Here is a 22,940-nt window from a genome sequence, read left to right on the forward strand (position 1 = left end):
CTCGGAACACCTTACAGGGCGACAGGGGTACTTGATGGCCGGAAGCAGTTTCTTCGCGTTGTTCGACGATATCGCCACCATCCTGGATGACGTTTCCGTCATGACGAAGGTGGCGGCCAAGAAGACGGCGGGCGTGCTGGGCGACGACCTGGCGCTTAATGCCCAGCAGGTCAGCGGTGTGCCGGTCAACCGCGAGCTTCCCGTGGTCTGGGCAGTGGCCAAGGGCTCCTTCATCAACAAGCTGATCCTGGTGCCCGCTGCGCTGCTCATCAGCGCGTTCGCGCCCTGGGCCATCACGCCGCTCCTGATGCTGGGCGGCGCGTTCCTCTGCTACGAGGGCGTCGAAAAGCTGGCGCACAAGTACCTGTCGCATGGCGAATCCCCCGAAGGCCACCATGCGGCGCGCGCCGAGGCGCTGCAGAACCAGTCGGTCGACATGGTGGCGTTCGAAAAGACCAAGATCAAGGGCGCGGTGCGCACCGACTTCATCCTGTCGGCGGAAATCATCGTCATCAGCCTGGGCGCGGTGGCGGGCGCCGATTTCACGCGGCAGGTCGCGGTGCTTTCCATCATTGCCATCGGAATGACGGTGGGCGTGTACGGCCTGGTTGCCGGCATCGTCAAGCTGGATGATCTGGGTTTGTACCTGAGCCAGAAATCCTCGCGCGCGATGGCCTGGCTGGGTGAGCGCATCGTGGCCGCGGCGCCTTATCTGATGAAGACGTTGTCGGTGGTGGGCACGGCCGCGATGTTCATGGTCGGCGGCGCCATCCTGACCCACGGCATCCCGCCGGTGCATGCGGCCGTCGAACACGCCGCCGCCGCGGTTGGCGGGGGCGGCGTCGTTCACGCGCTGGTGTCCACGCTGCTCAATGCCTTGTTCGGCATCGTCGCCGGCGCGGTGGTGCTGGGCGCAGTGAGCGGCATCAAGCGCCTGTTCAAGAAGGGCTGACGCGCCGCTACTGCTGCGGCGCGGCGCTGGCCGGCGAGCCCATTGCCTGGAACAACGCCGCCGTTTCCGTCATGCGGGCGTTGGCGTATTCCAGTTCGCGCAGGCGCGCTGCCACGTAATGCTGTTCGGATGCGTACTGGGTGTACGGCGCCAACGCGCCCAGCCGCACGCGGCTGGCCGTGTTCCGGTAGGACTGCTCCGCCGCGCGGCGTGAGCCTTCCGCCGAGGCCAGCGCCTGCCCGCCGGCATCCAGCCGTGACAGCGTGTCGGCCACGTCGCGGAACGCGGTCAGCACGGTCTGCTTGTACTGCAACACGGCGGCCTCGTAACGCTCCTTGGCGGCGCTGCGCTCGGCAAGCAACTGCCCGCCGTGGAAGATCGGCTGCGTCAGCGACGCGCCGATGGCCCAGATGGAGCCGGCGCCCGACAAGGCATCTGCCCACGCAAACCCGCCCTTGCCCATGGAGGCCGTCAGCGACAGGCTCGGAAATAGCTGCGCGGTCGCCAGGCCCACGTCGGCCGCGGCCGCCACCAGCGCCGCCTCGGCAACCTGGACGTCCGGCCGGGAAGCCAGGAGTTCCGACGGCACCACCACCGGCACCGCCTCGGGCACGGCGATCGTGCTGAAGGCCAGATCCGGCGGCGCCTGATCGGGACTGCGGCCCAGCAGCACGGCCAGCGCGTGACGCGTCGCATGCCACCGCGCGCGCAGCCCGGGCAGGGAGGCCTCCAGCGTGGCGGCATCCTGGTCCGCATCCAGCGCGTCGTTCTGCGACGCCGCGCCCAGTTCGTACCGGCGCTGCGTATCGCGCGCGACCTGTCGCAACAGCACCACCTGCTTTTCCGTCAGCGCCACCTGTTCGGCCAGCGAGGCCGAGGTGATCGCACCCGTGACGATGTTGGCTGCCAGCGAACGCCGCGCGGCTTCGAGCTGGTAGGCCTGCTGTTCGACCTGCGCCGCGAGCGACGTGTTGGCAAAGCGCGCCGCGCCGAAGAGGTCCAGGTTGTAGCTGGCCTGCACCTGACCCGTGAATACATTGAAGAGCGCGGTGGGCTGCGGCAGGTTGGGCATCGTCAGCGCACGGTTGCGCGTGGCGCTGACGCCTGCATCCACCGTGGGCAGCAGCGACGAATTGACCTGTCCGCGCAATTGCTCGCGCGCGCCGGCCAGATTGCGTTCGGCCGCGGCCAGGTCCGGGCTGTTGGCCAGGCCTTCTTCGACCAGCGCATTCAGCGCGTCGGACTGGTAACGCGTCCACCATTGCGGCACCGGGTGCGCGCCGCGCTCGAAGCGCTGCGCCACGCCCTGCGCGGCGGCGCCGGCAGCAGGTGCGGCCTCGACGCCGTACTGCGCGGGTTCGGCCACCGCGGGCGGCCTGCTGTCGGGCGCGAAGGCGCAGGCGCCCAGCGCCAGCACCAGCGCAAGCGCGGCAAATCGCAGGCATGCGGAAGGGATGGGATGTCGCATCGTCAGGCTCCTCGTTCCACCGTGTCGCCCGCGTTGGCGCCGGGCGGCACGCCTTCGGGTTCGTCGCGTTCGTTGTGCTTCACGCGGAACCACGCCGCGTACAGGGCCGGCAGGAAGAACAGCGTCAGCACCGTGGCGCTGGTGATGCCGCCCATCAGGGCCGTCGCCATGGGACCAAAGAAGTTGCTGCGCAACAGCGGAATCAGCGCCAGCACGGCGGCAGCGGCCGTCAGCGTGATCGGCCGGAAACGCCGGACCGTGGCGCCGACGATGGCGTCCACGCGCTTGTGGCCCGCGCTGATGTCCTGTTCGATCTGGTCCACCAGGATGACCGAGTTGCGCATGATGATGCCGAACATCGCGATCACCCCCAGCATCGCGACAAAACCGAAGGGCTTGCCGAACAGCAGCAGGGCGGCGACCACGCCGATCAGCCCCAGGGGCGCGGTCAGCACCACCATCAGCACGCGGGCGAAGCTTTGCAGCTGCACCATCAGCAGCGTCAGCACGGCCACCGCCATCAGCGGCATCTGCGCATTGATGGACGTCTGGCCCTTGGCGCTTTCCTCTACTGGTCCGCCCACTTCGATGCGGAAACCGACCGGCAGCTCGGCGCGCAGCGTGTTCAGCTTCTTGTCGATGGCGCGCGTGACGTCGATGCCTTGCGCGCCGCCAACCACGTCGGCCTGGACGGTGATCGTGGGCTGGCGGTCGCGTTCCCAGATGACGCCGTACTCCAGGTCGTACTTCACCTGGCCGATGCTGCCCAGCGGCACGGGACCGTTCGCCGTCGGCATCGCCAGCGTGGCGAGCCGGGCGGGGTCGACCCGCTCTTCTCGCGGGGCGCGCAGGCTGACGTTGATGAGCTTGTCGCGCTCGCGGTATTGCGTCACGGTGTAGCCCGACAGCGTCATTGCCAGGAAGTCGGAGATGTCGCTGGAGCTGATGCCCAGCTCGCGCGCCTTCTGCTGGTCGACTTCGAAGCGCACGGAGCGCTCTGAAGGCTCGTCCCAGTCGAACTGCACGTTGGCCGAGCGCTTGTCGGCGCGCACTTCGGCGGCCACCTTCTCGGCCACCGCGCGGACGTCCGGGATCTTGTCGCCGCTGACGCGGAATTGCACCTGATAGCCCACCGGTGGTCCGTTCTCCAGCCGCGACAGGCGGCTGCGGATGGCGGGGAAGTCGCTGCGCAGCATCGGCTCCATCCACTGCGCAAGCTTTTCGCGATCTTCCACCGAATGGGTGGTGATCACGAGCTGCGCGAAGTTGGGCGTGGCCAGCTGTTGATCCAGCGGCAGGTAGAAGCGCGGGGCGCCCGTGCCGACGAAGCTGACCGAATGTGCGATCTCGGGCCGGCCGTCGATCGCCTTTTCCAGGCGCTCGACCTGGCGCAGCGTCGCGGCAAAGGATGCGCCTTCCTGCAGGCGCACGTCGACCAGCAGTTCGCTGCGGTCGGAGCTGGGGAAGAACTGCTGCGGCACGAACTTGAAGCCCGCCATGGCCACGGCAAACACCACCACGGTGCCTGCCAGCACCAGGAAGCGCCGGTCCACGCACCACGCCACCCAGCCGCGCAGGCGCCGGTAGAAGCGGGTGTTGTAGATGTCGTGCTCGTGGTCGTGCGGCAGATGCGCCTCGCGCTTGCGCTCGGGCAAGAGGCGATAGCCCAGCAATGGAATCAGCACCACGGCCGCGAACCACGAGGTGATCAGTGCGATGGCGGACACCTGGAAGATGGAGCGCGTGTATTCGCCCGTGCTCGACTTGGCCAGCGCAATGGGCAGAAAGCCTGCCACGGTGACCAGCGTGCCGGTCAGCATCGGAAACGCCGTGCTGGTGTAGGCGAACGCGGCGGCGCGCGTCCGGTTCCAGCCTTGTTCCAGCTTCACCGACATCATCTCGACCGCAATAATGGCGTCGTCCACCAGCAGGCCCAGCGCCAGCACCAGCGTGCCAAGCGACACCTTGTGCAGGCCGATGCCGAACATCTCCATGAACAGCGCCGTGATGGCCAGCACCACGGGGATGGAGATCACCACCACCATCCCGGTGCGCAGGCCCAGCGACACCAGACTGACGGCCAGCACGATCGCCACGGCTTCCGCGACGGAGCGCAGGAAGTCGTCGACCGAATGCGATACGGCCGTGGGCATGCTGGAGACTTCCTTCAGCGTGAGGCCCGCGGGCAGTTGCGCCTGCAATTCCTTGAACTTCGCGTCCAGCGATTTGCCCAGGCGCACCACGTCCTGGTTCGGCTGCATGGTGATGCCGATGCCCAGCACGGTTTCCCCGCTGAACCGCATCTGCTGCGCGGGCGGATCGTCGTAACCGCGATGAATGGTGGCGATGTCGCCCAGCCGGATCGACTTGTCGTTCACGCGGATCAGCGTGTCCGCCAGCGCCCGGCTGTTGGGAAACTGCCCCGAAGGCCGCACGAAGATGCGGTCGTCGGCGGTGGTGAGCGTGCCCGCGCCCTGCACGGCGTTCTGGCTGTTGATCGCCTGCGCGATCTGTTGAGGCGAGACGCCCAGCCGGGTGAGCTGCGTGTTCGTGATCTCGATATAGATGTGTTCGGGCTGATCCCCGAAGTAATCCACCTTGGCCACGCCGGGCACGCGCAGCAGCACGGTGCGCAGTTTATCCGCGTAGTCGTGCAGTTGCGCCGGCGAGAAGCCGTCGCCCTGCAGGGTGTAGATGTTGGTGTAGACGTCGCCGAACTCGTCATTGAAGAACGGGCCCTGCACGCCTTGCGGCAGCGTGGCCCGCATGTCGCCCACCTTCTTGCGCACCTGATACCACTGGTCGGCCACCGTATTGGCGGGCGCCGAATCCTTCATCGTGTAGAAGATCAAGGATTCGCCGGGGCGCGAGTAGCTGCGCAGGAAGTCCGTGTTGGCGGTTTCCTGGAGCTTCTTGGCGATGCGGTCGGTGACCTGTTCCTGGACCTGCTGCGCGGTGGCGCCGGGCCACAGGGTCTGGATGACCATGACGCGGAAGGTGAAGGGCGGATCCTCGGACTGCGCCAGCCGCGAATACGACAGCACGCCAAACAGCGTGACGAGCGTGATGATGAAGATCACCAGTGGCTGATGCCGCAACGCCCAGGCCGACAGGTTGAACCTGCCTTCCTCGTGGCGATGGGCGTCTTGGCCGGCGTTCTGGCCAGCGACTTTGCCGCCTTCCTCGCCCACTTCCTGGCCGGGGGCGCTCATGACGCGAAGTCCTCGGGATGCAGCGGCGGCACCGGGCGCACTTTCTCGCCCGCCGACACCGTGTGCACGCCTTGCCACACCACCCGCTCGCCAGGCTGCAGGCCTTGCGACAGGGTGACGGTGCGCGCGTCGTAGCGCAGCACCTGCACCCGGCGCAGCTCCAGCGTGTCGGCGTCGGGTTTGACGATCCACACCGCCGGCTCTCGGCCTTCATGGAACAGGGCAGTGGCCGGCACGGTAAAGGTGGTCTGCCCGTTGGCCGACCGGTTGTCGAAGCTGATGTTGGCGGTCATGCCCAGCCGGACCTCGGGCGAGGGCGATTCCAGCGTGAGCTTGGCGCGGTAGGTGCGGCTTTGCGGGTCGGCGGCCGGCGCGATCTCGCGCAGCACCGCCGTGAAGGTCTGGCCGGGCAACGGGCCGAGCGTGACGCTGGCGCGCTGGCCGATCGCCAATCCCGCCAGCACGCTTTCAGGTACGTCGCACAGCGCGTCGATGTCGCCCGACCAGGCAAGCTGGTAGACGGGCGTGCCCGCCGCTACGTTCTGGCCGGTGTCGGCCTGTTCGGCCGTGATGACGCCCGCGTGGTCGGCCGTGAGGGTGGTGTAGTTGAGCTGGTCGGCCGCCAGCGCCGACTGCTGCGCGGCCTGGTCCCGCTGCGCAAGCGCGGAGGCATAGGCGTTGCGGGTTTGTTCAAGCTGCGTCGCGGCAATCAGGTTTTCACGTGCCTGGGCGCGGTCGCGCTCCAGTTGCTGGCGGGCGTAGTCAAACTGGTGCTGCGCCGCGGACAGCGCCGCGCGCGCGGCGGCCGCGTTCTTGGCCGCGTCGGCCGGATCCAGCTTGGCGAGGACCTGGCCGGGCGCAACGGTGTCGCCCAGCCGCACTTTGCGCTCGATGATCTTGCCGCCCACGCGGAACGACAGCGGCGTGCTGTAGCGCGCCTGCACCTCGCCGGGCAACGTCCAGGCGGGCAGGGCTTCGTCCGCCTGCGCGGGCATGGCGACCACGGGCCGCGGCGCGGCGGGGGGCGCCTCGTCGCGGCCGCAACCGGCCACGGCGGCAGCCAGCGCAAGCACGGCAGACATCGCCATCAGGCGTGTCCGGCGGCGGGGCAGGGAAATGGGAAGAAGCGGCGCTGCATCCGCAGCGGCGTGGCGCGCGGTGGAACGCGCGGCCGGGCCAGGACAATTCACGAAACACCTCGCGGCGCGGAAAAGGGCAGAAAAGGGCGAGTCGAACTCGATACGGACTGGATTCTAATACAGTCATGTATCTGGATTCAATGTTGAATCTGAAACTGGCGCCGATGCTAAACTCCGGCCATGTCAAAAGTCCGCCTAACCCGAGAGCAGAGCCGTGACCAGACGCGTCAGCGCCTGCTCGACGCCGCGCAGTCGATTTTTCTGTCCAAGGGTTTCGTGGCGGCCAGCGTCGAAGACATCGTCGAACAGGCGGGCTACACGCGCGGCGCGTTCTATTCCAATTTCGGCAGCAAGTCCGAACTCTTCCTGCAGTTGCTCAAGCGCGACCATGAAAACGTCATGGCCGACATGCGCGCCATCTTCGAAGCCGGCGAGACCCGGCAGCAGATGGAAGCGCGCGTGCTCGAGTACTACAGCACGCACTATCGCGAGAACGACTGTTTCCTGCTGTGGATGGAAGGCAAGCTGCAGGCCGCGCGCGATCCGGACTTCCGCGTGGGGTTCATCGCCTGTCTGCGCGAGCTGCGCGCCGCCACCACCGAATACATCCGCCAGTTCTCGGCCCACGTCGGCACGCCGTTGCCGCTGCCGGCCGAACAGCTTGCGCTGGGCCTGCTGGCGCTGTCGGACGGCATGCAGTTCAGCTATGCCTTCGATCCGCAGGCAGTCACGCCCGAGATGACCGAGGCCGTGCTGGCCGGGTTCTTTCGCCGGGTGGTCTTCGGTGACGCCAAGCTGGACTGAGGCCGCGGCGCCGGTCTGAATATTTCCGATTTCTGACTCAGGTGATTGTCAGCTTGGGTGCGCCCGTGATAGTAATACCGGCGGCGCACCGGTCGTGCTGAGGGGGCCAGCGCCACGTTCCGCGACCCTCGGGCGCAAGGAGTGCATCCATGACTTCGGAATCCCGACCCGGCACGACCATCCATCGACCCGTCTTCTTTTCAGCGGCCCTCTTCACTGTGCTGCTCGTCGCCTTCGCCATCATTGCGCCCAAGGCCGCGCAGGACGTCTTCGGCGCGATGCAGGCATGGATCATCAGCAACGCCAGCTGGTTCTACATCCTGGTCGTCGCGATCATCCTGATCTCGGTCGCGTTTCTGGCGATCAGCCGGTACGGCGACATCAAGCTGGGCCCGGACCACAGCGAGCCCGATTACCGCAATTTCACCTGGTTCGCGATGCTGTTTTCGGCGGGCATGGGCATCGGGCTGATGTTTTTCGGCGTGGCCGAGCCCGTCATGCACTTCGTGTCGCCGCCCGTGGGCGAGGGCGGCACGGTCGAAGCGGCGCGTGAGTCCATGAAGATCACCTTCTTCCATTGGGGCCTGCACGCATGGGCGATCTACGCGGCGGTGGCGTTGACGCTCGCGTTCTTCAGTTTCCGGCATGGCCTGCCGCTGACCCTGCGGTCCGCGCTGTATCCGCTGATCGGCAACCGTATCCATGGCCCGATCGGCCACGCCGTCGACATTTTCGCCATCATCGGCACCGTACTGGGCGTGGCCACGTCGCTGGGCCTGGGCGTGGCGCAGATGAACAGCGGCTTGAATCACCTGTTCGGCATTCCCGTCGGCGTCGTGCCGCAGATCATCCTGATCGTCATCACCTGCGGCCTGGCGACCATGTCGGTGGCGAGCGGGCTGGACAAGGGCATCCGCATCCTGTCGGAAGCCAACATGGTGCTGGCCGTGATCCTGCTGCTGTTCGTGCTGATCGCCGGCCCCACGGTGTTCCTGTTTCAGACGTTTGTGCAGAACACCGGCGCTTACCTGTCCGACATCGTCAACAAGACCTTCAACCTGTACGCCTATGAGCCGACCGACTGGCTGGGCGGCTGGACGCTGTTCTATTGGGGCTGGTGGATCGCGTGGTCGCCGTTCGTGGGCCTGTTCATCGCCCGCATCTCACGCGGCCGCACCATCCGCGAATTCGTCTGCGGCGTGCTGCTGGTGCCGGCTGGTTTCACGCTGTTCTGGATGACGGTGTTTGGCGATACGGCCATTTACTACATCCTGGTGGGCGGCGACCAGGGCCTGGCGCAGGCGGTGGACAAGGACAGTTCCCTGGCGCTCTTCGCGTTTCTAGAGTTATTGCCCTGGAGCAGCGTGATATCGGTCTTTGCCATCGCGATGGTGGCGGTGTTCTTCGTCACGTCTGCCGACTCGGGGGCGCTGGTCGTGGACCTGCTGGCCTCGGGCGGCGCGGACCGCACGCCGGTGTGGCAGCGGATATTCTGGTCGCTGTCCATGGGCGCGGTGGCCATTGCGCTGCTGCTGGCCGACGGCCTGACCGCGCTGCAGACCGCCACCATCGCCAGTGCGCTGCCGTTCTCGATCATCCTGTTGCTGTCGCTGTGGGGGCTGTTCAAGGCGCTCAAGCTCGATGCGACCAAGCGCGGCATCCGCTACCAGTCCCTGACGCTCTCGCGGCCGGCGCGCGGCGGCCAGTCCTGGGAACGACGCCTGCGCAACATGGTCATGATGCCGCGCCGCGCCCATGTGCTGCGCTTCATCTCCGATGTGGCGCGGCCGGCCCTGGAAGACGTGGCCGATGAACTGCGCAAGCAGGGATATGCCGTAGAGGTGCGCGACGACGAAAACGAAGGCGGGGTGATCCTGGAAGTCTCCCACGGCGACCATCTGGACTTTTCCTACGCCGTCCAGCCGCAGGCCTTCGTGCGTCCCAGCCTGACGCCCGACGAGGCGGCCGACGAAGACGAGCGCAAGTATTTCCGTGCCGAAGTCCATCTGCGCGAAGGCGGCCAGGACTACGACATCATGGGCTGGAGCCGCGACGCAGTGATCGGCGACATCCTGGATCAATACGAGCGGCATCGTCATTACCTGCACATGGTGCGCGGGTAAGCCGCCCGCGCTGCCCGCCCGCTCCGAATTCCCCTTTGGCCACGCGCTTCGCGTGGCTTTTTTTCGCCCATAGGCCGCCGCTATCCCCTTCATTGCTTTCGCTGCTTTGACGAATCATCGCGATTCGTGGATTATCCAAGCAAATTCTTGTTTAAATAAAAAAGTGAGCGAAAGATGAAGGCGAAGGCAGGAGCATGGGCGGTTGTCGCCCTGGCAGTGGCGGCGGCGTTGGTCGGCGGGGCGATGTACTGGAAATCCAGTGGGGCGGCGCAAGGCGGCGGGTGGACCATGCCACCGGCCAAAGTCGCCGTGGCGGCCGCGGTGCAGGCGGATTTCCCGGTTGTACTCGCCGGCATTGGCTCGCTGGAGGCCACGCGCCAGGTGCTGGTGCCCGCGGAGGTCGACGGGCGGGTGGCGCAGATCCTCTTCACGCCGGGCGAGTCCGTGAAGGCCGGGCAGTTGCTCGTGCAACTGAACGACGCGCCCGAGCAGGGCGAGCTGGCGCGGCTGCAGGCGCAGGCGCGCAACGCGCGAGCCTTGCTGGACCGCACGCGCCGGCTGGTGCCGCTGCAGGCTGCGACGCGCGAACAACTCGATCAGGCGCAGGCCGATCATGAGCAGGCCGCCGCCGACGTGCGGCGCATCCAGGCGCTGATCGAGCAGAAGCGCATCAAGGCGCCGTTCGACGGGGTGCTGGGCGTGCGCCGCGTGAACCTGGGCCAGTTTGCCCGCGCCGGCGATCCGCTGGTGTCGCTGACGGATGCGTCCTCCATGTTCGCCAATCTCACGCTGCCCGAGCAGGCGCAGGGCGCGCTGCGCGTGGGTCAGCCGGTGGCAGTGACCGTGGACGCCCACGCCGGCCGTGCGTTCCCGGGCAAGGTCACGACCGTGGAGCCGCAGGTCGACCCGGGCACGCGCACGGTCCGCGTGCAGGCGCTGCTGGCCAATCCCGACGGCGCGCTGTCGGCCGGCATGTATGCGCAGGGCAGGATCAGCCTGCCCGATCGTCCAAACGTCATCACCGTGCCGGAGACGGCCGTGAGCTACAGCGCCTATGGCGATTCGGTCTATGTCGTGGCCGCGCCCGATGCCGGCACGGACGGTGCGGCGCCCACCGTCCGGCAAGCCTATGTGAAGACCGGCGAACGCCTGCGGGGCCGCGTGGTGGTGACCGAGGGGATCAAGGCCGGCGACCAGGTCGTCACGTCGGGCCAGTTGCGGCTGCACAACGGGGCTGCCGTCGAGATCCTGCCGGACGACACCGTGGCGCTGACCGCGCCGGGGCAGACCGTGGCGCAAGCCCGATAAGGCACGGAGGCTCCCATGAAGTTCACCGATCTTTTCGTGCGCCGTCCCGTGCTGGCGCTGGTGGTCAGCACGCTCATCCTGCTGCTGGGCATCAAGGCGCTGAGCGGGTTGCCCGTCCGCCAGTATCCGCTGACCGAAAGCACCACCATCACCATCACCACGCAATATCCCGGCGCCTCGCCCGACCTGATGCAGGGCTTCGTGACGCAGCCCATCGCGCAGTCCGTGGCCACGGTCGAAGGCATTGATTACCTGTCGTCCTCGTCCACGCAGGGCCGCAGCGTGATCACCGTGCGGATGAAGCTGAACGCCGATTCCAACAAGGCCATGACCGAGGTGATGGCCAAGGTCAACGAGGTCAAGTACCGCCTGCCGCAGGACGTCTACGATCCGGTCCTGGTCAAGTCCGCGGGCGAGGCCACGGCCGTCGCCTACGTGGGCTTTTCCAGCACGAACCTCTCGTTGGCCGCGCTGACCGACTATTTGTCTCGCGTGGTGCAGCCGCAGCTCTCGTCCATCGACGGCGTGGCCAGCGTCGAGCTGTACGGCGGGCAGAAGCTGGCGATGCGGGTGTGGCTGGACCCCGACCGCATGGCGGCGCGCGGCATTTCCGCCGGCGAGCTGGCCGACGCGCTGCGCCAGAACAATGTGCAGGCGGCGCCCGGCCAGGCCAAGGGCCTGTATGTGGTGTCCAACATTCAGGTCAACACCGACCTCGTCAACGTGGCCGAATTCCGCGACCTGGTCGTCAAGCACGACGGCGGCGCCGTCGTCCGGCTGGGCGACGTGGCCACGGTGGAACTGGGCGCGGCGTCCACGGATTCGAGCAGCCTGATGGACGGCGAACCGGCCGTCTACTTCGGCCTGAACGCCACGCCGGTCGGCAATCCGCTGGTCATCGTGAAACGCCTGAACGAACTGTTGCCCAACATCAAGCAGAACCTGCCGCCCGGCACCAGCGTGCAAGTGCCGTTCGAACTGGCCCGCTTCATCAGCGCGTCCATCGACGGCGTGACGCAGACGCTGCTGGAGGCCATCGTCATCGTGGTGGCGGTGATCTTCCTGTGCCTGGGCTCGCTGCGGGCGGTGCTGATTCCGGTGGTCACCATACCGCTGTCCATGCTGGGCGGCGCGGCGATCATGGCCCTGTTCGGCTTCAGCGTGAACCTCCTGACGTTGCTGGCGATGGTGCTGGCCATCGGCCTGGTGGTGGATGACGCCATCGTGGTGGTCGAAAACGTGCACCGCCACATCGAGGAGGGCAAGTCGCCCGTGCGCGCGGCGCTGATCGGCGCGCGCGAGGTCGCGGGGCCGGTGATTGCCATGACCATCACGCTGGCGGCGGTCTACGCGCCGATCGGGCTGATGGGCGGGCTGACCGGCTCGCTCTTCAAGGAGTTCGCGTTCACGTTGGCGGGGGCGGTGGTGGTGTCCGGCGTAATCGCGCTGACGCTGTCGCCGGTAATGAGCTCGTTTCTCTTGAACGGCCGGGTGGCAGACGGGTGGATGGCGCGCAAGGCGGAACACTTCTTCGGCCGGCTGGGCGACGCCTATGGCCGCGTGCTGGACGTGTCGCTGCATCATCGCTGGATCACCGGCGTGCTGGCGGTGGCCGTGCTGGCCAGCTTGCCATTCCTGTACAACGCCGCACAGCAGGAGCTGGCGCCCGTCGAGGACCAGTCCACGGTGCTGACCGCCATCAAGTCGCCGCAGCAGGCCAACATCGATTACGTGGAAAAGTTCGGCAAGAAGTGGGACGACGTCATGAAGACGCTGCCCGAACAGAAAGGGCGCTGGCTGATCAATGGGTCGGACGGTGTGTCCAACAGCATCGGCGGCGTGGACTTCGTGGACTGGCAGGATCGCACGCGCTCGGCCGACGAGATCCAGGCCGACATGCAGGCCATGGCAAACCGCGTGGAAGGCAGCAACATCTTTGCGTTCCAGTTGCCGTCCTTGCCCGGCTCCACCGGCGGGCTGCCCGTGCAGATGGTGCTGATGAGCGCGTCCGACTATGCCGTGGTCTTCGACGCCATGGAGAGCCTGAAGAAGGCCGCGCGCGAAAGCGGCCTCTTCATGGTGGTCGATAGCGACCTGGACTACAACAATCCGGTTGTGCAGCTGAAGGTGGACCGCAGCAAGGCCAATAGCCTGGGCGTCACCATGAAGGCCATCGGCGACACGCTGGCGGTGCTGGTGGGCGAGAACTACGTCAACCGCTTCGGCATGGACGGGCGTTCGTATGACGTCATTCCGCAGAGCCTGCGCGAACAGCGCATCTCGCCGCAGGCGCTGGCGCAGTACCACGTGAAAAGCGCCTCGGGCGCGCAGGTGCCGCTGTCCAACCTGGTGTCGGTGTCGATGGGCGTGGAGCCCAACAAGCTCACGCAGTTCAACCAGTTGAACGCCGCCACGTTCCAGGCCATTCCCATGCCGGGCGTCACGATGGGCGATGCGGTGCGGTTCCTGACACGCGAGGCGCAGTCGCTGCCTGCGGGCTTCAGCTACGACTGGCAGTCCGACGCGCGCCAGTTCACGCAGGAAGGCTCGGCGCTGATGATCACCTTCATTTTCGCCATCATCGTCATCTACCTGGTGCTGGCCGCGCAGTACGAAAGCCTGCGCGATCCGTTCATCATCCTGGTGAGCGTGCCCATGTCGATCTGCGGCGCGCTGATTCCGCTGGCGCTGGGCATGGCCACCGTCAACATCTACACGCAGATCGGGCTGGTGACGCTGATCGGGTTGATCAGCAAGCACGGGATCCTGATGGTGGAGTTTGCCAACGAAATGCAGGTCAGCCACGGCCTGGACCGGCGGGCCGCCATGGAGCAGGCCGCGCGCATTCGCCTGCGTCCCATCCTGATGACCACGGCCGCCATGGTCATGGGCCTGATCCCGCTGCTGTTCGCCACCGGCGCCGGCGCGCACAGCCGCTACAGCCTGGGGCTGGTCATCGTGGTGGGCCTGCTGGTGGGCACGCTGTTCACGCTGTTCGTGCTGCCCACCGTCTACACCGTGTTTGCCCGCGATCACCGGGCGGCCAACGACACGCCGCGCGCCCGCGAACTGGCGCAGGCCGACGTCGAGGACGCGCGCGCCGCGGCCTCGCATTGAGGAATCGAACATGAATACGCTACACCCCTCCATCCGGCTGCGCCGCAGCGCCGTCGTGCTGCTGGCGGCCCTGGCCGTGGCCGGTTGCGCAGTGGGGCCGGATTACCAACAGCCGAACCCCGCGCCCGTTGTCTTGGCCAGCCCCGAGCAGACGCTGTTTTCCACCGACCAGGTCCAGCGCGATTGGTGGAAGCAGTTGCAGGACCCGCAGCTCGATCGCCTGATCGGCATGGCGCTCGCCCGCAATTTGGACATTCGCATCGCCCAGGCACGCCTTGCCGAATCGCGCGCGGTGCTGGACGAAAGGGAGCTGGACAAGCTGCCCGCCGTGACGCTGGGCGGCGGTTACGCGCGCAGCCTGTCGCAGGCGAACCCGGGCGCAGCCGGCGAGCGAAATCTGGCCGAAAGCTATCGCGCGGGCTTTGACGCGACCTGGGAGCTGGATCTGTTTGGCCGGCTGCGCCGCGCGGCCGAGGGCGCCGCCGCCCGCAGCGAAGCGCAGGCGGCCGACCTGGCGCAGGCGCGCATCGTGGTGGCGGCCGAGGTGGCGCGCAACTATTTCGAGCTGCGCGGCGCCGAGCAGCGGCTGGCCGTGGCGCGGGCCAACCTCGCCAGCCAAGAGGACAGCCTGCGCGTGACCCAGGCCATGGTGTCGGCCGGCCGCGGCGACGAAGGCGACCTGGCCAGCGCGCGGGCGGAACTGGAGACCGTGCAGGCCAGCATCCCCGTGCAGGAGACCGCACGCCGGCTGGCGCTGTACCGGATCGCGGTGCTGGCGGCCCTGCGTCCGGTGGAACTGGGCGCGCTGGATGCCGCCACGCCGCTCGCGCCACTGACAGCGCGGCTGCCCATCGGCGACGTGGGCGCCCTGCTGTCGCGGCGTCCGGACGTGCTGGCCGCCGAACGCGACCTGGCCGCCGCCAATGCCGACGTAGGCGTGGCCACGGCCGAGTTGTACCCGCGCATCGACCTGGGCGGATTCCTGGGATTCGTTGCGCTGCGCGGCGCCGACTTCGGGTCGGCGGCCAGCCGCGGATTCAGCGTGGCGGCCGACGCCGGCTGGCCGGCCTTCCACCTGCCCACGGCGCTGGCCCGCAAGCGCGGGGCCGAGGCGCGTCTGGAAGGCGAAGCGGCGCGCTACGAGCAGACGGTGCTGCGGGCGGTGCAGGAGGTGGAGGAGGCGCTGGCCGAATACGGACAGACGCAGCAGCGCCTGGGCAGCCTGGCGCAGGCGGCCGCCCACAGCGGACGGGCCGCGGAACTGGCCCGGCTGCGCTACCGCGAAGGCAGCACTCCGTATTTGACCGTGCTGGACGCGCAGCGTACGCTTTTGCGCGCCCAGGACGCCGTGGCCGTCGCCGAAGCCGAGTCCTACACTCGCCTCATCGCGCTGTACAAGGCGCTGGGGGGCGGCTGGCAGGCCAAGCCCGCCGACGCCGTGGCCGCGAGCCAGCCCGGCGCCGGCTGACCACCGCAAGCCGTCCATGGCACCATAGGAACCTTCTCCCGGAGCATCGATACCTCTCATGTCTGACAGCCTGTCCCACCCGGCCGCCGCGATCCCGCACCAGCCTGCGGATCGTGTGCTCATGACCCTGAAGACGCGCGGGCCGCAATCCATCGCGGTCATCGCGCGCGCCATGGACGTGACGGCGGAGGCGGTGCGCCAGCAGATGACGCGCCTGCATGCCGACGGGCTGGTCGACTTTGAGAGCCAAAGCGCGGGCCGCGGCCGGCCCACCCAGATCTGGTTCCTGACCAAGGCCGGGCACGGGCGCTTCCCGGACACGCACGCCGAGATGACGGTGCAGATGATCGCGGCCGTGCGCCAGGTGTTCGGCGACGAAGGCATCGACAAGCTGGTGCAGGTGCGCGAAGGCGCCATGCTCAATGTCTATCAGCAGGCCATGCAGGACGCGCCGGACCTGAAAGCGCGGCTCGAGCGCCTGGTCGACGTGCGCTGCGCCGAGGGCTACATGGCGGAGCTGCGCGAGGAAGGAGCGGATTTCATCTTCATCGAGAACCATTGCCCCATCTGTTTCGCGGCCAAGGCCTGTATGGGCTTTTGCCGCAGCGAGCTGGAACTGTTCCGCAAGGTGCTGGGCGAGGGCGTGCAGGTCGAGCGCGAAGAACACATCCTGGCCGGCGCGCGGCGCTGCGCCTACCGCGTCAGTGAACGGGGTAGCGAGCGGGCCAGCGAGCGGGTCAGCGGGCGGCCATGACGCTCAAGCAGCTCGAAGCCTTCTACTGGGCCGCCACCTGCGCCAGTTTTGCCGTGGCGGCCGAGCGGTTGCATCTGTCCGTGTCCTCGCTGTCCAAGCGCATCACGGAGCTGGAAGAGGGGCTGGGCCAGCCGCTCTTTGACCGTAGCGGCCACAAGGCCGTGCTGACCGACGCGGGCCAGCGCCTCGTGCCGCAGGCGCGCAGCCTGCTCGCCGCGGCTGACCAGGTCCGCGCTTCCATGACTGAAACGCCCGGCCTGCGCGGCCGCTGCCGCTTCGGCGTGGGCGAGCTGACCGCGCTGACCTGGCTGCCGGGATTGATCCGAGCCGTGCGCGCCGCCTACCCCGAGCTGGTGCTGGAACCGTACGTGGACATCGGCCAGGTGCTGGAGCAGCGTGTCGCGGACGGCGAACTGGACTTCGCGGTGATCGCCGGCCGGTCTTCCCGCGCCGGCATCGCGTCCTCGCCCATCGGCGAGGCGCAATTCGCCTGGGTCGCCGCGCCCTCCGTGCTGCAACCTTCGGAGACCGGCATGACGATGGCGTTGCTGGCCCGGCTGCCGCTCGTGACTCTGCCCGAAGGCGCGGGCACCACGCGCATCATCGACGACTGGCTTGGCGGACGCGAAGCTGCCGGGGAGCGCCTGTGCTGCAACAACTGGGGCGCCATCGTCGGGCTGCTGATCGAGGGCACGGGCGTTGGGCTGCTGCCCAGCCATTGGGCCGAAAAGCTCCAGGCAGAAGGCAGCCTGCGCGTCCTGCACGGCGAGCCCGAACTGGCCGCCTTGCCCTATGCGTTCCAGTACCGGCGCGACGACGCCCGGCCGCTGGTCGCCATGTTGCGCGACACGGTCGCCGCGTCGGCCGATTTCTCCGCCCCTTGCCGTCTGCCCTGAGCCATTCGTCCGCAAGGCGGCCGCCACGGGCGTATAGTGGGCGGCGCGCCATCCGCCGGTCTATACAATCGCCGCGCGCCTGGCGCAGAATCCAACAACAACGTGCGCGCGAGGGGGATGGGCCCGGCGATGCGGCACGACCCGGGGTCTGTTGCTCCCTGCCAGGCGGTGCGACCGCGCACGAGACGACAGATCTTCCGGAATCGACGGAGATCTTTCATGCGTAAACTTTGCCTCGCCATGGCCATGGCGGGAATGCTGGCCACCGGATTGGCGCAAGCCCAGTCCACCCTGCGTATCGGGCTGCAGGACGACCCGGACGTGCTGGACCCGGCGCGCGCCCGCACCTTTGTCGGCCGCATCGTGTTCGCCTCGCTGTGCGACAGGCTGGTCGACATCACCCCCGACCTGAAGATCGTGCCGCAGCTCGCGCAATCCTGGTCCGTCGGCCCGGACAACAAGACGCTGACCTTCAAGCTGCGCACGGATGCCGTGTTCCATGACGGCACCCCCATCAACGCCGCCGCCGTCAAGGCCAACCTCGACCGCGCCCGCACGCTGCCCGACAGCAACCGCAAGAGCGAACTGGCCACCGTTGCCAGCATCGACGCGCCCGACGACCACACCGTGGTGCTGAACCTGTCGGAGCCGGATGCCTCGCTGCTGTCGCAACTGTCCGACCGCGCGGGCATGATGATTTCGCCCGCCAGCTTCGACAAGGATCCTGGCGGCAAGCCCGTGTGCTCGGGCCCGTACCAATTCAAGGAGCGCGTGCAGAACGATCGCATTGTGCTCGAGAAATTCCCCAAGTACTGGGACGCGGCCAACTACCATTTCGACCGCCTCGTCTACACGCCGATTCCGGACAACACCGTGCGCCTGAACAACCTGCGCGCCGGCGACCTGGACATCATCGAACGCGTGGCGCCCAGCGACGCCAAGGCCGTCAAGGACGACGCCAACCTGCGTCTGGCGCCGGTCACCGGCCTGGGCTTCCAGTCCATTTCTGTGAACCTGGCCAACGGCGCGCGCGCCGACCATCCGCTCGCCAAGGACAAGCGCGTCCGCCAGGCGCTGGATCTGGCCATCGACCGCGACGTCCTGAACCAGGTGATCGGCGAAGGCATGTTCCAGCCCGCCCACCAGCCGTTCCCGCCCGCCAGCTTTGCCTACAACAAGTCCTTCGACCGCCCGGGCCGCGATCCCAAAAAGGCGCAGGCCCTGCTGAAGGAAGCCGGCTACGACCGCGTAAAGGTCGAAATCACCTTCGGCAACAACACCACCATGCAACAGGTCTTCGAACTGGTGCAGGCCATGGGCGCCGAAGCGGGCTTTGACATCTCCCTGCGCCCGGTCGAGTTCGCCTCGCTGCAATCCTCGCTGGCGCGCGGCGACTTCCAGATCGGCCAGAGCGGCTGGTCTGGCCGGGTCGATCCCAGCGGCAACATCCACCAGTACCTGAGCTGCAAGGGCAACCTGAACGACGGCAAATTCTGCGACCCCGCCGTCGACAAACTGCTCAACGACGCCCGCGCCGAAGCCGACACCACCAAGCGCCGCGCCATGTACGACCAAGTGCTCGCCGCGATGCAGGACCAGCGTCCGATCATCTACCTGTTCTACCTGCCGTGGACGTTCGGCGTGCAAAGCAAGGTGGAAGGCTTCGTCCCGTACCCCGACGGCTTGATCCGCCTAAAAGGCGTATCAAAGAAGTAGACCCACCCCCTACCCGCTAGCGCGGGCCCCCTCAAGGGGGCGACACCTGCGGACCGGCGGAGCCGGATCCGCGGTGTCCCGGATGGCGTCACTTGCTGTTGTGAGGCGGTTACCCGTATGCGCAGGTGTCTGACACCCTCTGAGATGCTGTGCAGAGGTGCCGACCGTCTCTCCAGGGTGTCAGACACCGGCCAATAGCAACGCGGTCGGCCAATCCATGGGTGTCAGACACCCGACCAGTCCTACAAAACACCCGGGTGTCAGACACCCGAATCGGTCTTACCTCCCAACACCAGGACCCACCATGTTTACGACTCGCCCGGAAATCCTCGGCACCTTCGGTGTCGTGACGTCCACCCATTGGCTGGCCAGTTCGGCCGGCATGTCGCTGCTGGAGCGCGGCGGCAATGCGTTCGATGCCTGCGTCGCCTCGGCGTTCGTGCTGCAGGTGGTCGAGCCCCATCTGGTCGGTCCGGCCGGCGAAGTGCCGGCCGTGTTCTATTCCGCCCGCACCGGCAAGGTCGAGGTCCTGTGCGGGCAGGGCACCACGCCCGCCGCCGCCACGCTGGAACGCTACCGCGCCGAAGGCCTGACGCTCATTCCCGGCAACGGCCTGCTCGCGACCGTGATCCCCGGCGCGTTCGACGCCTGGATGCTGCTGCTGCGTGACCACGGCACGATGCGCGTGCGTGACGTTCTCGAGCCTGCCATCTATTACGCGGAGCACGGCCATGCCCTGATGCCCCGCATCTCCAACACCATCGCCGGTCTCAAGGACTTTTTCGAGACGCACTGGCCGACGACCGCCCAGGTCTACGTGCCGGGCGGGCAGGTGCCGCAGGCCCGCAAGCTGTTCCGCAATCCGGCGCTGGCCCGCACCTGGACCCGGGTGCTGCAAGCCGCCGAAGGCGCCGGCGCCGACCGCGAGCGCCAGATCGAGGCCGCGCGCGACGCGTTCTACCGCGGCTTCATCGCCGAAGAGATCGACCGCTTCGCCCGCAACACCGACGTCATGGACGAAAGCGGCACGACCCATCGCGGCGTCATCACGGCTGACGACCTGGCCGGTTGGTCCGCCAGCTACGACGAACCGCTGACCTACGACTATCACGGCTACACCGTCGCCAAGGCCGGCGCCTGGAGCCAGGGCCCGGTCTTCCTGCAGACGCTCGCCATCCTGAAAGACATGGACCTGGCGGGCGTCAGCCCCACCAGCGCCGAGTTCATCCACCGGGTCACCGAGGCCATGAAGCTCGCCTTTGCCGACCGCGAAGCCTATTACGGCGACCCGGCCTTCATCGACGTGCCGCTGGCCCATCTGCTGTCCGACGCGTACAACGCCGAACGCCGCCAACTGATCGGAGAGGGCGCGTCGCACGACCTGCTGCCCGGGCAGGTGCCCGGCTTCGAGGCGCAGGTCGCGCGTGTCATGGACACCCTGGAGCGCCTGTCTCCCGTCACCGCGCCCGGCAGCGCCACGAACGAACCGACGCTTGCCGACATGCGCGCGTCGGCCAAGCGCGGCGACACCACGCACGTGGATGTGATCGACCGCTGGGGCAACATGATCTCGGCCACGCCGTCGGGCGGCTGGTTCCAGTCGTCGCCGGTCATTCCCGAACTGGGTTTCGGCCTGAACACCCGCGCCCAGATGTTCTGGCTGGAAGAAGGCCTGCCCGGCACGCTGGCGCCGGGAAAGCGCCCGCGCACCACGCTGACCCCGTCGCTCGCGCTGCGCGACGGCAAGCCCTACCTGGCCTTCGGCACGCCGGGCGGAGACCAGCAGGAGCAATGGCAGTTGCTGTTCTTCCTGCGTCACGTGCACCACGGCCTGAACCTGCAGGAAGCGATCGACCTGCCCATGTCGCACACCATGCATTTCCCGACGTCCTTCTACCCGCGCGACCGCAAACCGGGCCACCTGGCGCTGGAAACCAGCTTCGGCCCCGAGGTCATCGCGGCGCTGCGTCAGCGCGGTCACCAGATCGAAGAACTGCCCGAATGGTCGGTCGGCCGGCTGACCGCGGCCTCGCGCGATCCGGACGGACTGCTGCATGCGGCCGCCACGCCGCGCCTGATGCAGGCGTACGCCGTCGGCCGTTGAGCGGCCGTCGAACGGACGGCGCACGCTTTCTTACAAAGCGTGCGCCGTGCGGCGTCTTGCAGCGGTTTACCCGCATAGGGTATGTTTGTCGCATGACGCCATCCGAGCAGAGCCCGGCAACAGCGGCTCGACCCCTCACGGGAACAGAACCCTTATTCATCGTCCTCAATAAAGGATCGGGGCGCGGCGACGCGCAGGTCCTGCAGGACACCATTCGGACTATCCTCGACGAGGCCGGGCGGCGCTACGAACTCATGCCCGTCGACGACCCGTCGCGGCTGACGGAAGTGGCCCGCAAGGCCGTCAAGCGCGCCCAGGACGAGCAGGGCGTCGTCATCGCCGCGGGCGGCGACGGCACGCTCAACGCCGTCGCGGGCACGGTGCTGGGACAAGGCGTGCCTTTCGGCATCCTGCCGCAGGGCACCTTCAACTACTTCGGCCGCACCTACGGCATCTCGCAAGAAACCGACGTGGCGCTGCGCGGTTTCCTGCAAGGCAGCATCCGCCCGGTGCAGGTCGGCTTGCTGAACGGCCGCCTGTTCCTCGTCAACGCCAGCCTCGGCCTGTATCCGCAATTACTCGAAGACCGCGAGGCCTACAAGCAGCGCTACGGGCGCAGGCGCTGGGTCGCGCTGTGGTCGGGCCTGGTCACGCTCTGGCGCCAACCGCGCCAGCTCGGCCTGGAACTCGAATTCGAGGGCAAGTCGCGCAGCCTGCGGTCGCCGACGCTGGTCGTGGGCAACAACAAACTGCAGTTGGAACACATCGGCATCGAGAACGACGAGCTTGACCGCAACCGGCTTATCGCCATGGCGGCGCGGCCCGTGGGCACGCTGGCCCTCTATGGCCTGCTGGTGCGCGGCCTGCTCAGCCGAATGGGCGAAGCCGAGAACGTGATCAGCTTCGCCTTCGACAAGCTCACGGTAGGCGTGCGCGGGCGTCGCCGGGTCAAGGTCGCGATGGACGGCGAAATCTTCTGGATGGACACGCCGCTCGAGTTCAAGGTGGCAAGCGATCGCCTGCCCCTGGTGGTGCCGGCGGACCCCGAGCTCCTGGACCGCTCATGACGCGGATCCTGCATCTGTCGGACACCCATTTCGGCACTGAGCGCAAGGCGGTCGTCGAAGCCGTGCTGGACCTGGCGCGGCAGTTGTCGCCCGATCTGGTGGTGCTCAGCGGCGACATCACCCAGCGCGCACGCCGCAGCCAGTTCGCCGCTGCCCGCCGGTTCATCGAGCGCCTCGCGCTGCCCGTGCTGGCGGTGCCCGGCAATCACGACATTCCGCTGTACAACGTATTCGCACGCGCCCTCAATCCCTACGGCAACTACAAGCGCGCGCTGGGGCCGATCCTCGAACCCGTGTTCGAGAACGACGGCGTGCTTGCCATCGGGGTGAACACCACCCGGCCAAAACGCCATAAGGACGGCGAGATCTCCGACGCACAGATCGCCCGTGTCGGCCAGCGGTTGCGGCAGGCCCGGCCGGGCCAGTTGCGGATCGTCGTCGCGCATCACCCCGTGCGCGCCAAGGTTGAATCGGACCTGTCCAATCTGCTGATCGGCCGCGAGCGTGCGCTTGCGGCCTGGGCGCAGGCGGGCGTCGACCTGGTGCTGGGCGGTCACATACACTTGCCCTACGTGCTGCCGCTGACCGCGCCCACGGGCCCGGCCGGCTGGATCGTCCAGGCGGGAACCACGTGTTCGCACCGCGTGCGGGGCACCGTGCCCAATTCGCTTGGCGTGATCACCCGCTCGCAAGAGGACGGCCAGTCGGTCTGCCACGTCGAGCGGTGGGACTATGCAGCAGGCGCGCACGCATTCGCGCCCGTCGACAAAACCCTGGTTTCGCTGTAACCGTGCGCGCCTGCTGCATAGTCC

At 67.6% G+C, this 22,940-nt stretch carries 15 protein-coding genes; 12 read left to right on the plus strand and 3 right to left on the minus strand.

Annotated elements, in window-relative coordinates; translation table 11 throughout:
• Positions 1–34: 34 nt before the first annotated feature.
• Complete coding sequence (locus tag AC6LJW_RS23630) at positions 35–952, plus strand: DUF808 domain-containing protein (RefSeq protein WP_056568345.1); 918 nt, start codon at positions 35–37, stop codon at positions 950–952.
• 7 nt (positions 953–959) lie between these two features.
• On the opposite strand, the gene AC6LJW_RS23635 is transcribed toward AC6LJW_RS23630, so the two are convergent.
• The 3 genes from AC6LJW_RS23635 to AC6LJW_RS23645 are packed head-to-tail and all read right to left on the minus strand — an operon-like array spanning position 960 to position 6,720.
• Positions 960–2,420, minus strand: a complete 1,461-nt coding sequence (locus AC6LJW_RS23635) for an efflux transporter outer membrane subunit (protein WP_498088400.1) — start codon at positions 2,418–2,420, stop codon at positions 960–962.
• 2 nt (positions 2,421–2,422) lie between these two features.
• Positions 2,423–5,632, minus strand: a complete 3,210-nt coding sequence (locus AC6LJW_RS23640) for an efflux RND transporter permease subunit (RefSeq protein WP_498088401.1) — start codon at positions 5,630–5,632, stop codon at positions 2,423–2,425.
• Positions 5,629–6,720, minus strand: coding sequence for an efflux RND transporter periplasmic adaptor subunit (locus tag AC6LJW_RS23645; RefSeq protein WP_498088402.1), 1,092 nt, complete (start codon positions 6,718–6,720; stop codon positions 5,629–5,631). Before AC6LJW_RS23645 ends, AC6LJW_RS23640 begins: the two co-directional genes overlap by 4 nt.
• 231 nt (positions 6,721–6,951) lie before the next feature.
• On the opposite strand from AC6LJW_RS23645, the gene AC6LJW_RS23650 reads away from it, so the two are divergent.
• From AC6LJW_RS23650 to AC6LJW_RS23700, 11 genes are all read left to right on the plus strand, one after another.
• Positions 6,952–7,575 carry a TetR/AcrR family transcriptional regulator gene (locus AC6LJW_RS23650; protein WP_056568333.1) on the plus strand — a complete coding sequence of 208 codons (624 nt, stop codon included), beginning with the start codon at positions 6,952–6,954 and terminating at the stop codon, positions 7,573–7,575.
• A gap of 149 nt (positions 7,576–7,724) precedes the next feature.
• Positions 7,725–9,698 (plus strand): BCCT family transporter, encoded by a 1,974-nt coding sequence (locus tag AC6LJW_RS23655; protein WP_056568330.1) that lies wholly within the window; start codon positions 7,725–7,727, stop codon positions 9,696–9,698.
• A 174-nt stretch (positions 9,699–9,872) separates the two neighbouring features.
• Positions 9,873–11,006: an efflux RND transporter periplasmic adaptor subunit gene (locus AC6LJW_RS23660; protein ID WP_498088403.1), complete on the plus strand. Its 1,134-nt coding sequence runs from the start codon at positions 9,873–9,875 to the stop codon at positions 11,004–11,006.
• 15 nt (positions 11,007–11,021) lie between these two features.
• Positions 11,022–14,123, plus strand: coding sequence for a MexW/MexI family multidrug efflux RND transporter permease subunit (locus AC6LJW_RS23665; protein WP_498088404.1), 3,102 nt, complete (start codon positions 11,022–11,024; stop codon positions 14,121–14,123).
• A 10-nt stretch (positions 14,124–14,133) separates the two neighbouring features.
• Positions 14,134–15,591 carry an efflux transporter outer membrane subunit gene (locus AC6LJW_RS23670; RefSeq protein ID WP_498088405.1) on the plus strand — a complete coding sequence of 486 codons (1,458 nt, stop codon included), beginning with the start codon at positions 14,134–14,136 and terminating at the stop codon, positions 15,589–15,591.
• A gap of 58 nt (positions 15,592–15,649) precedes the next feature.
• A complete protein-coding gene (locus AC6LJW_RS23675) occupies positions 15,650–16,345 on the plus strand; it encodes a helix-turn-helix transcriptional regulator (protein WP_498088406.1) in 696 nt (231 codons plus the stop codon).
• A complete protein-coding gene (locus AC6LJW_RS23680) occupies positions 16,342–17,241 on the plus strand; it encodes a LysR family transcriptional regulator (RefSeq protein ID WP_056568318.1) in 900 nt (299 codons plus the stop codon). The genes AC6LJW_RS23675 and AC6LJW_RS23680 overlap by 4 nt, the downstream gene beginning before the upstream one ends.
• Before the next feature lie 219 nt (positions 17,242–17,460).
• Entirely contained in the window at positions 17,461–18,957 is a 1,497-nt protein-coding gene (locus AC6LJW_RS23685; RefSeq protein WP_498088407.1) for an ABC transporter substrate-binding protein, read from the plus strand.
• 304 nt (positions 18,958–19,261) lie between these two features.
• Positions 19,262–21,061: a gamma-glutamyltransferase family protein gene (locus tag AC6LJW_RS23690; protein ID WP_498088408.1), complete on the plus strand. Its 1,800-nt coding sequence runs from the start codon at positions 19,262–19,264 to the stop codon at positions 21,059–21,061.
• A gap of 92 nt (positions 21,062–21,153) precedes the next feature.
• Complete coding sequence (locus AC6LJW_RS23695) at positions 21,154–22,128, plus strand: diacylglycerol/lipid kinase family protein (protein WP_056568309.1); 975 nt, start codon at positions 21,154–21,156, stop codon at positions 22,126–22,128.
• Positions 22,125–22,916: a metallophosphoesterase family protein gene (locus tag AC6LJW_RS23700; RefSeq protein WP_056568307.1), complete on the plus strand. Its 792-nt coding sequence runs from the start codon at positions 22,125–22,127 to the stop codon at positions 22,914–22,916. The genes AC6LJW_RS23695 and AC6LJW_RS23700 overlap by 4 nt, the downstream gene beginning before the upstream one ends.
• Positions 22,917–22,940: the final 24 nt, after the last annotated feature.

Source organism: Achromobacter sp. 1012554356 (assembly GCF_059760815.1).

Bases quoted from the DNA above. Each gene is read 5' to 3' on its own strand.
- AC6LJW_RS23630 (WP_056568345.1), top strand. From the start codon at position 35: ATGGCCGGAAGCAGTTTCTTCGCGTTGTTCGACGATATCGCCACCATC.
- AC6LJW_RS23635 (WP_498088400.1), bottom strand. From the start codon at position 2,420: ATGCGACATCCCATCCCTTCCGCATGCCTGCGATTTGCCGCGCTTGCG.
- AC6LJW_RS23640 (WP_498088401.1), bottom strand. From the start codon at position 5,632: ATGAGCGCCCCCGGCCAGGAAGTGGGCGAGGAAGGCGGCAAAGTCGCT.
- AC6LJW_RS23645 (WP_498088402.1), bottom strand. From the start codon at position 6,720: ATGGCGATGTCTGCCGTGCTTGCGCTGGCTGCCGCCGTGGCCGGTTGC.
- AC6LJW_RS23650 (WP_056568333.1), top strand. From the start codon at position 6,952: ATGTCAAAAGTCCGCCTAACCCGAGAGCAGAGCCGTGACCAGACGCGT.
- AC6LJW_RS23655 (WP_056568330.1), top strand. From the start codon at position 7,725: ATGACTTCGGAATCCCGACCCGGCACGACCATCCATCGACCCGTCTTC.
- AC6LJW_RS23660 (WP_498088403.1), top strand. From the start codon at position 9,873: ATGAAGGCGAAGGCAGGAGCATGGGCGGTTGTCGCCCTGGCAGTGGCG.
- AC6LJW_RS23665 (WP_498088404.1), top strand. From the start codon at position 11,022: ATGAAGTTCACCGATCTTTTCGTGCGCCGTCCCGTGCTGGCGCTGGTG.
- AC6LJW_RS23670 (WP_498088405.1), top strand. From the start codon at position 14,134: ATGAATACGCTACACCCCTCCATCCGGCTGCGCCGCAGCGCCGTCGTG.
- AC6LJW_RS23675 (WP_498088406.1), top strand. From the start codon at position 15,650: ATGTCTGACAGCCTGTCCCACCCGGCCGCCGCGATCCCGCACCAGCCT.
- AC6LJW_RS23680 (WP_056568318.1), top strand. From the start codon at position 16,342: ATGACGCTCAAGCAGCTCGAAGCCTTCTACTGGGCCGCCACCTGCGCC.
- AC6LJW_RS23685 (WP_498088407.1), top strand. From the start codon at position 17,461: ATGCGTAAACTTTGCCTCGCCATGGCCATGGCGGGAATGCTGGCCACC.
- AC6LJW_RS23690 (WP_498088408.1), top strand. From the start codon at position 19,262: ATGTTTACGACTCGCCCGGAAATCCTCGGCACCTTCGGTGTCGTGACG.
- AC6LJW_RS23695 (WP_056568309.1), top strand. From the start codon at position 21,154: ATGACGCCATCCGAGCAGAGCCCGGCAACAGCGGCTCGACCCCTCACG.
- AC6LJW_RS23700 (WP_056568307.1), top strand. From the start codon at position 22,125: ATGACGCGGATCCTGCATCTGTCGGACACCCATTTCGGCACTGAGCGC.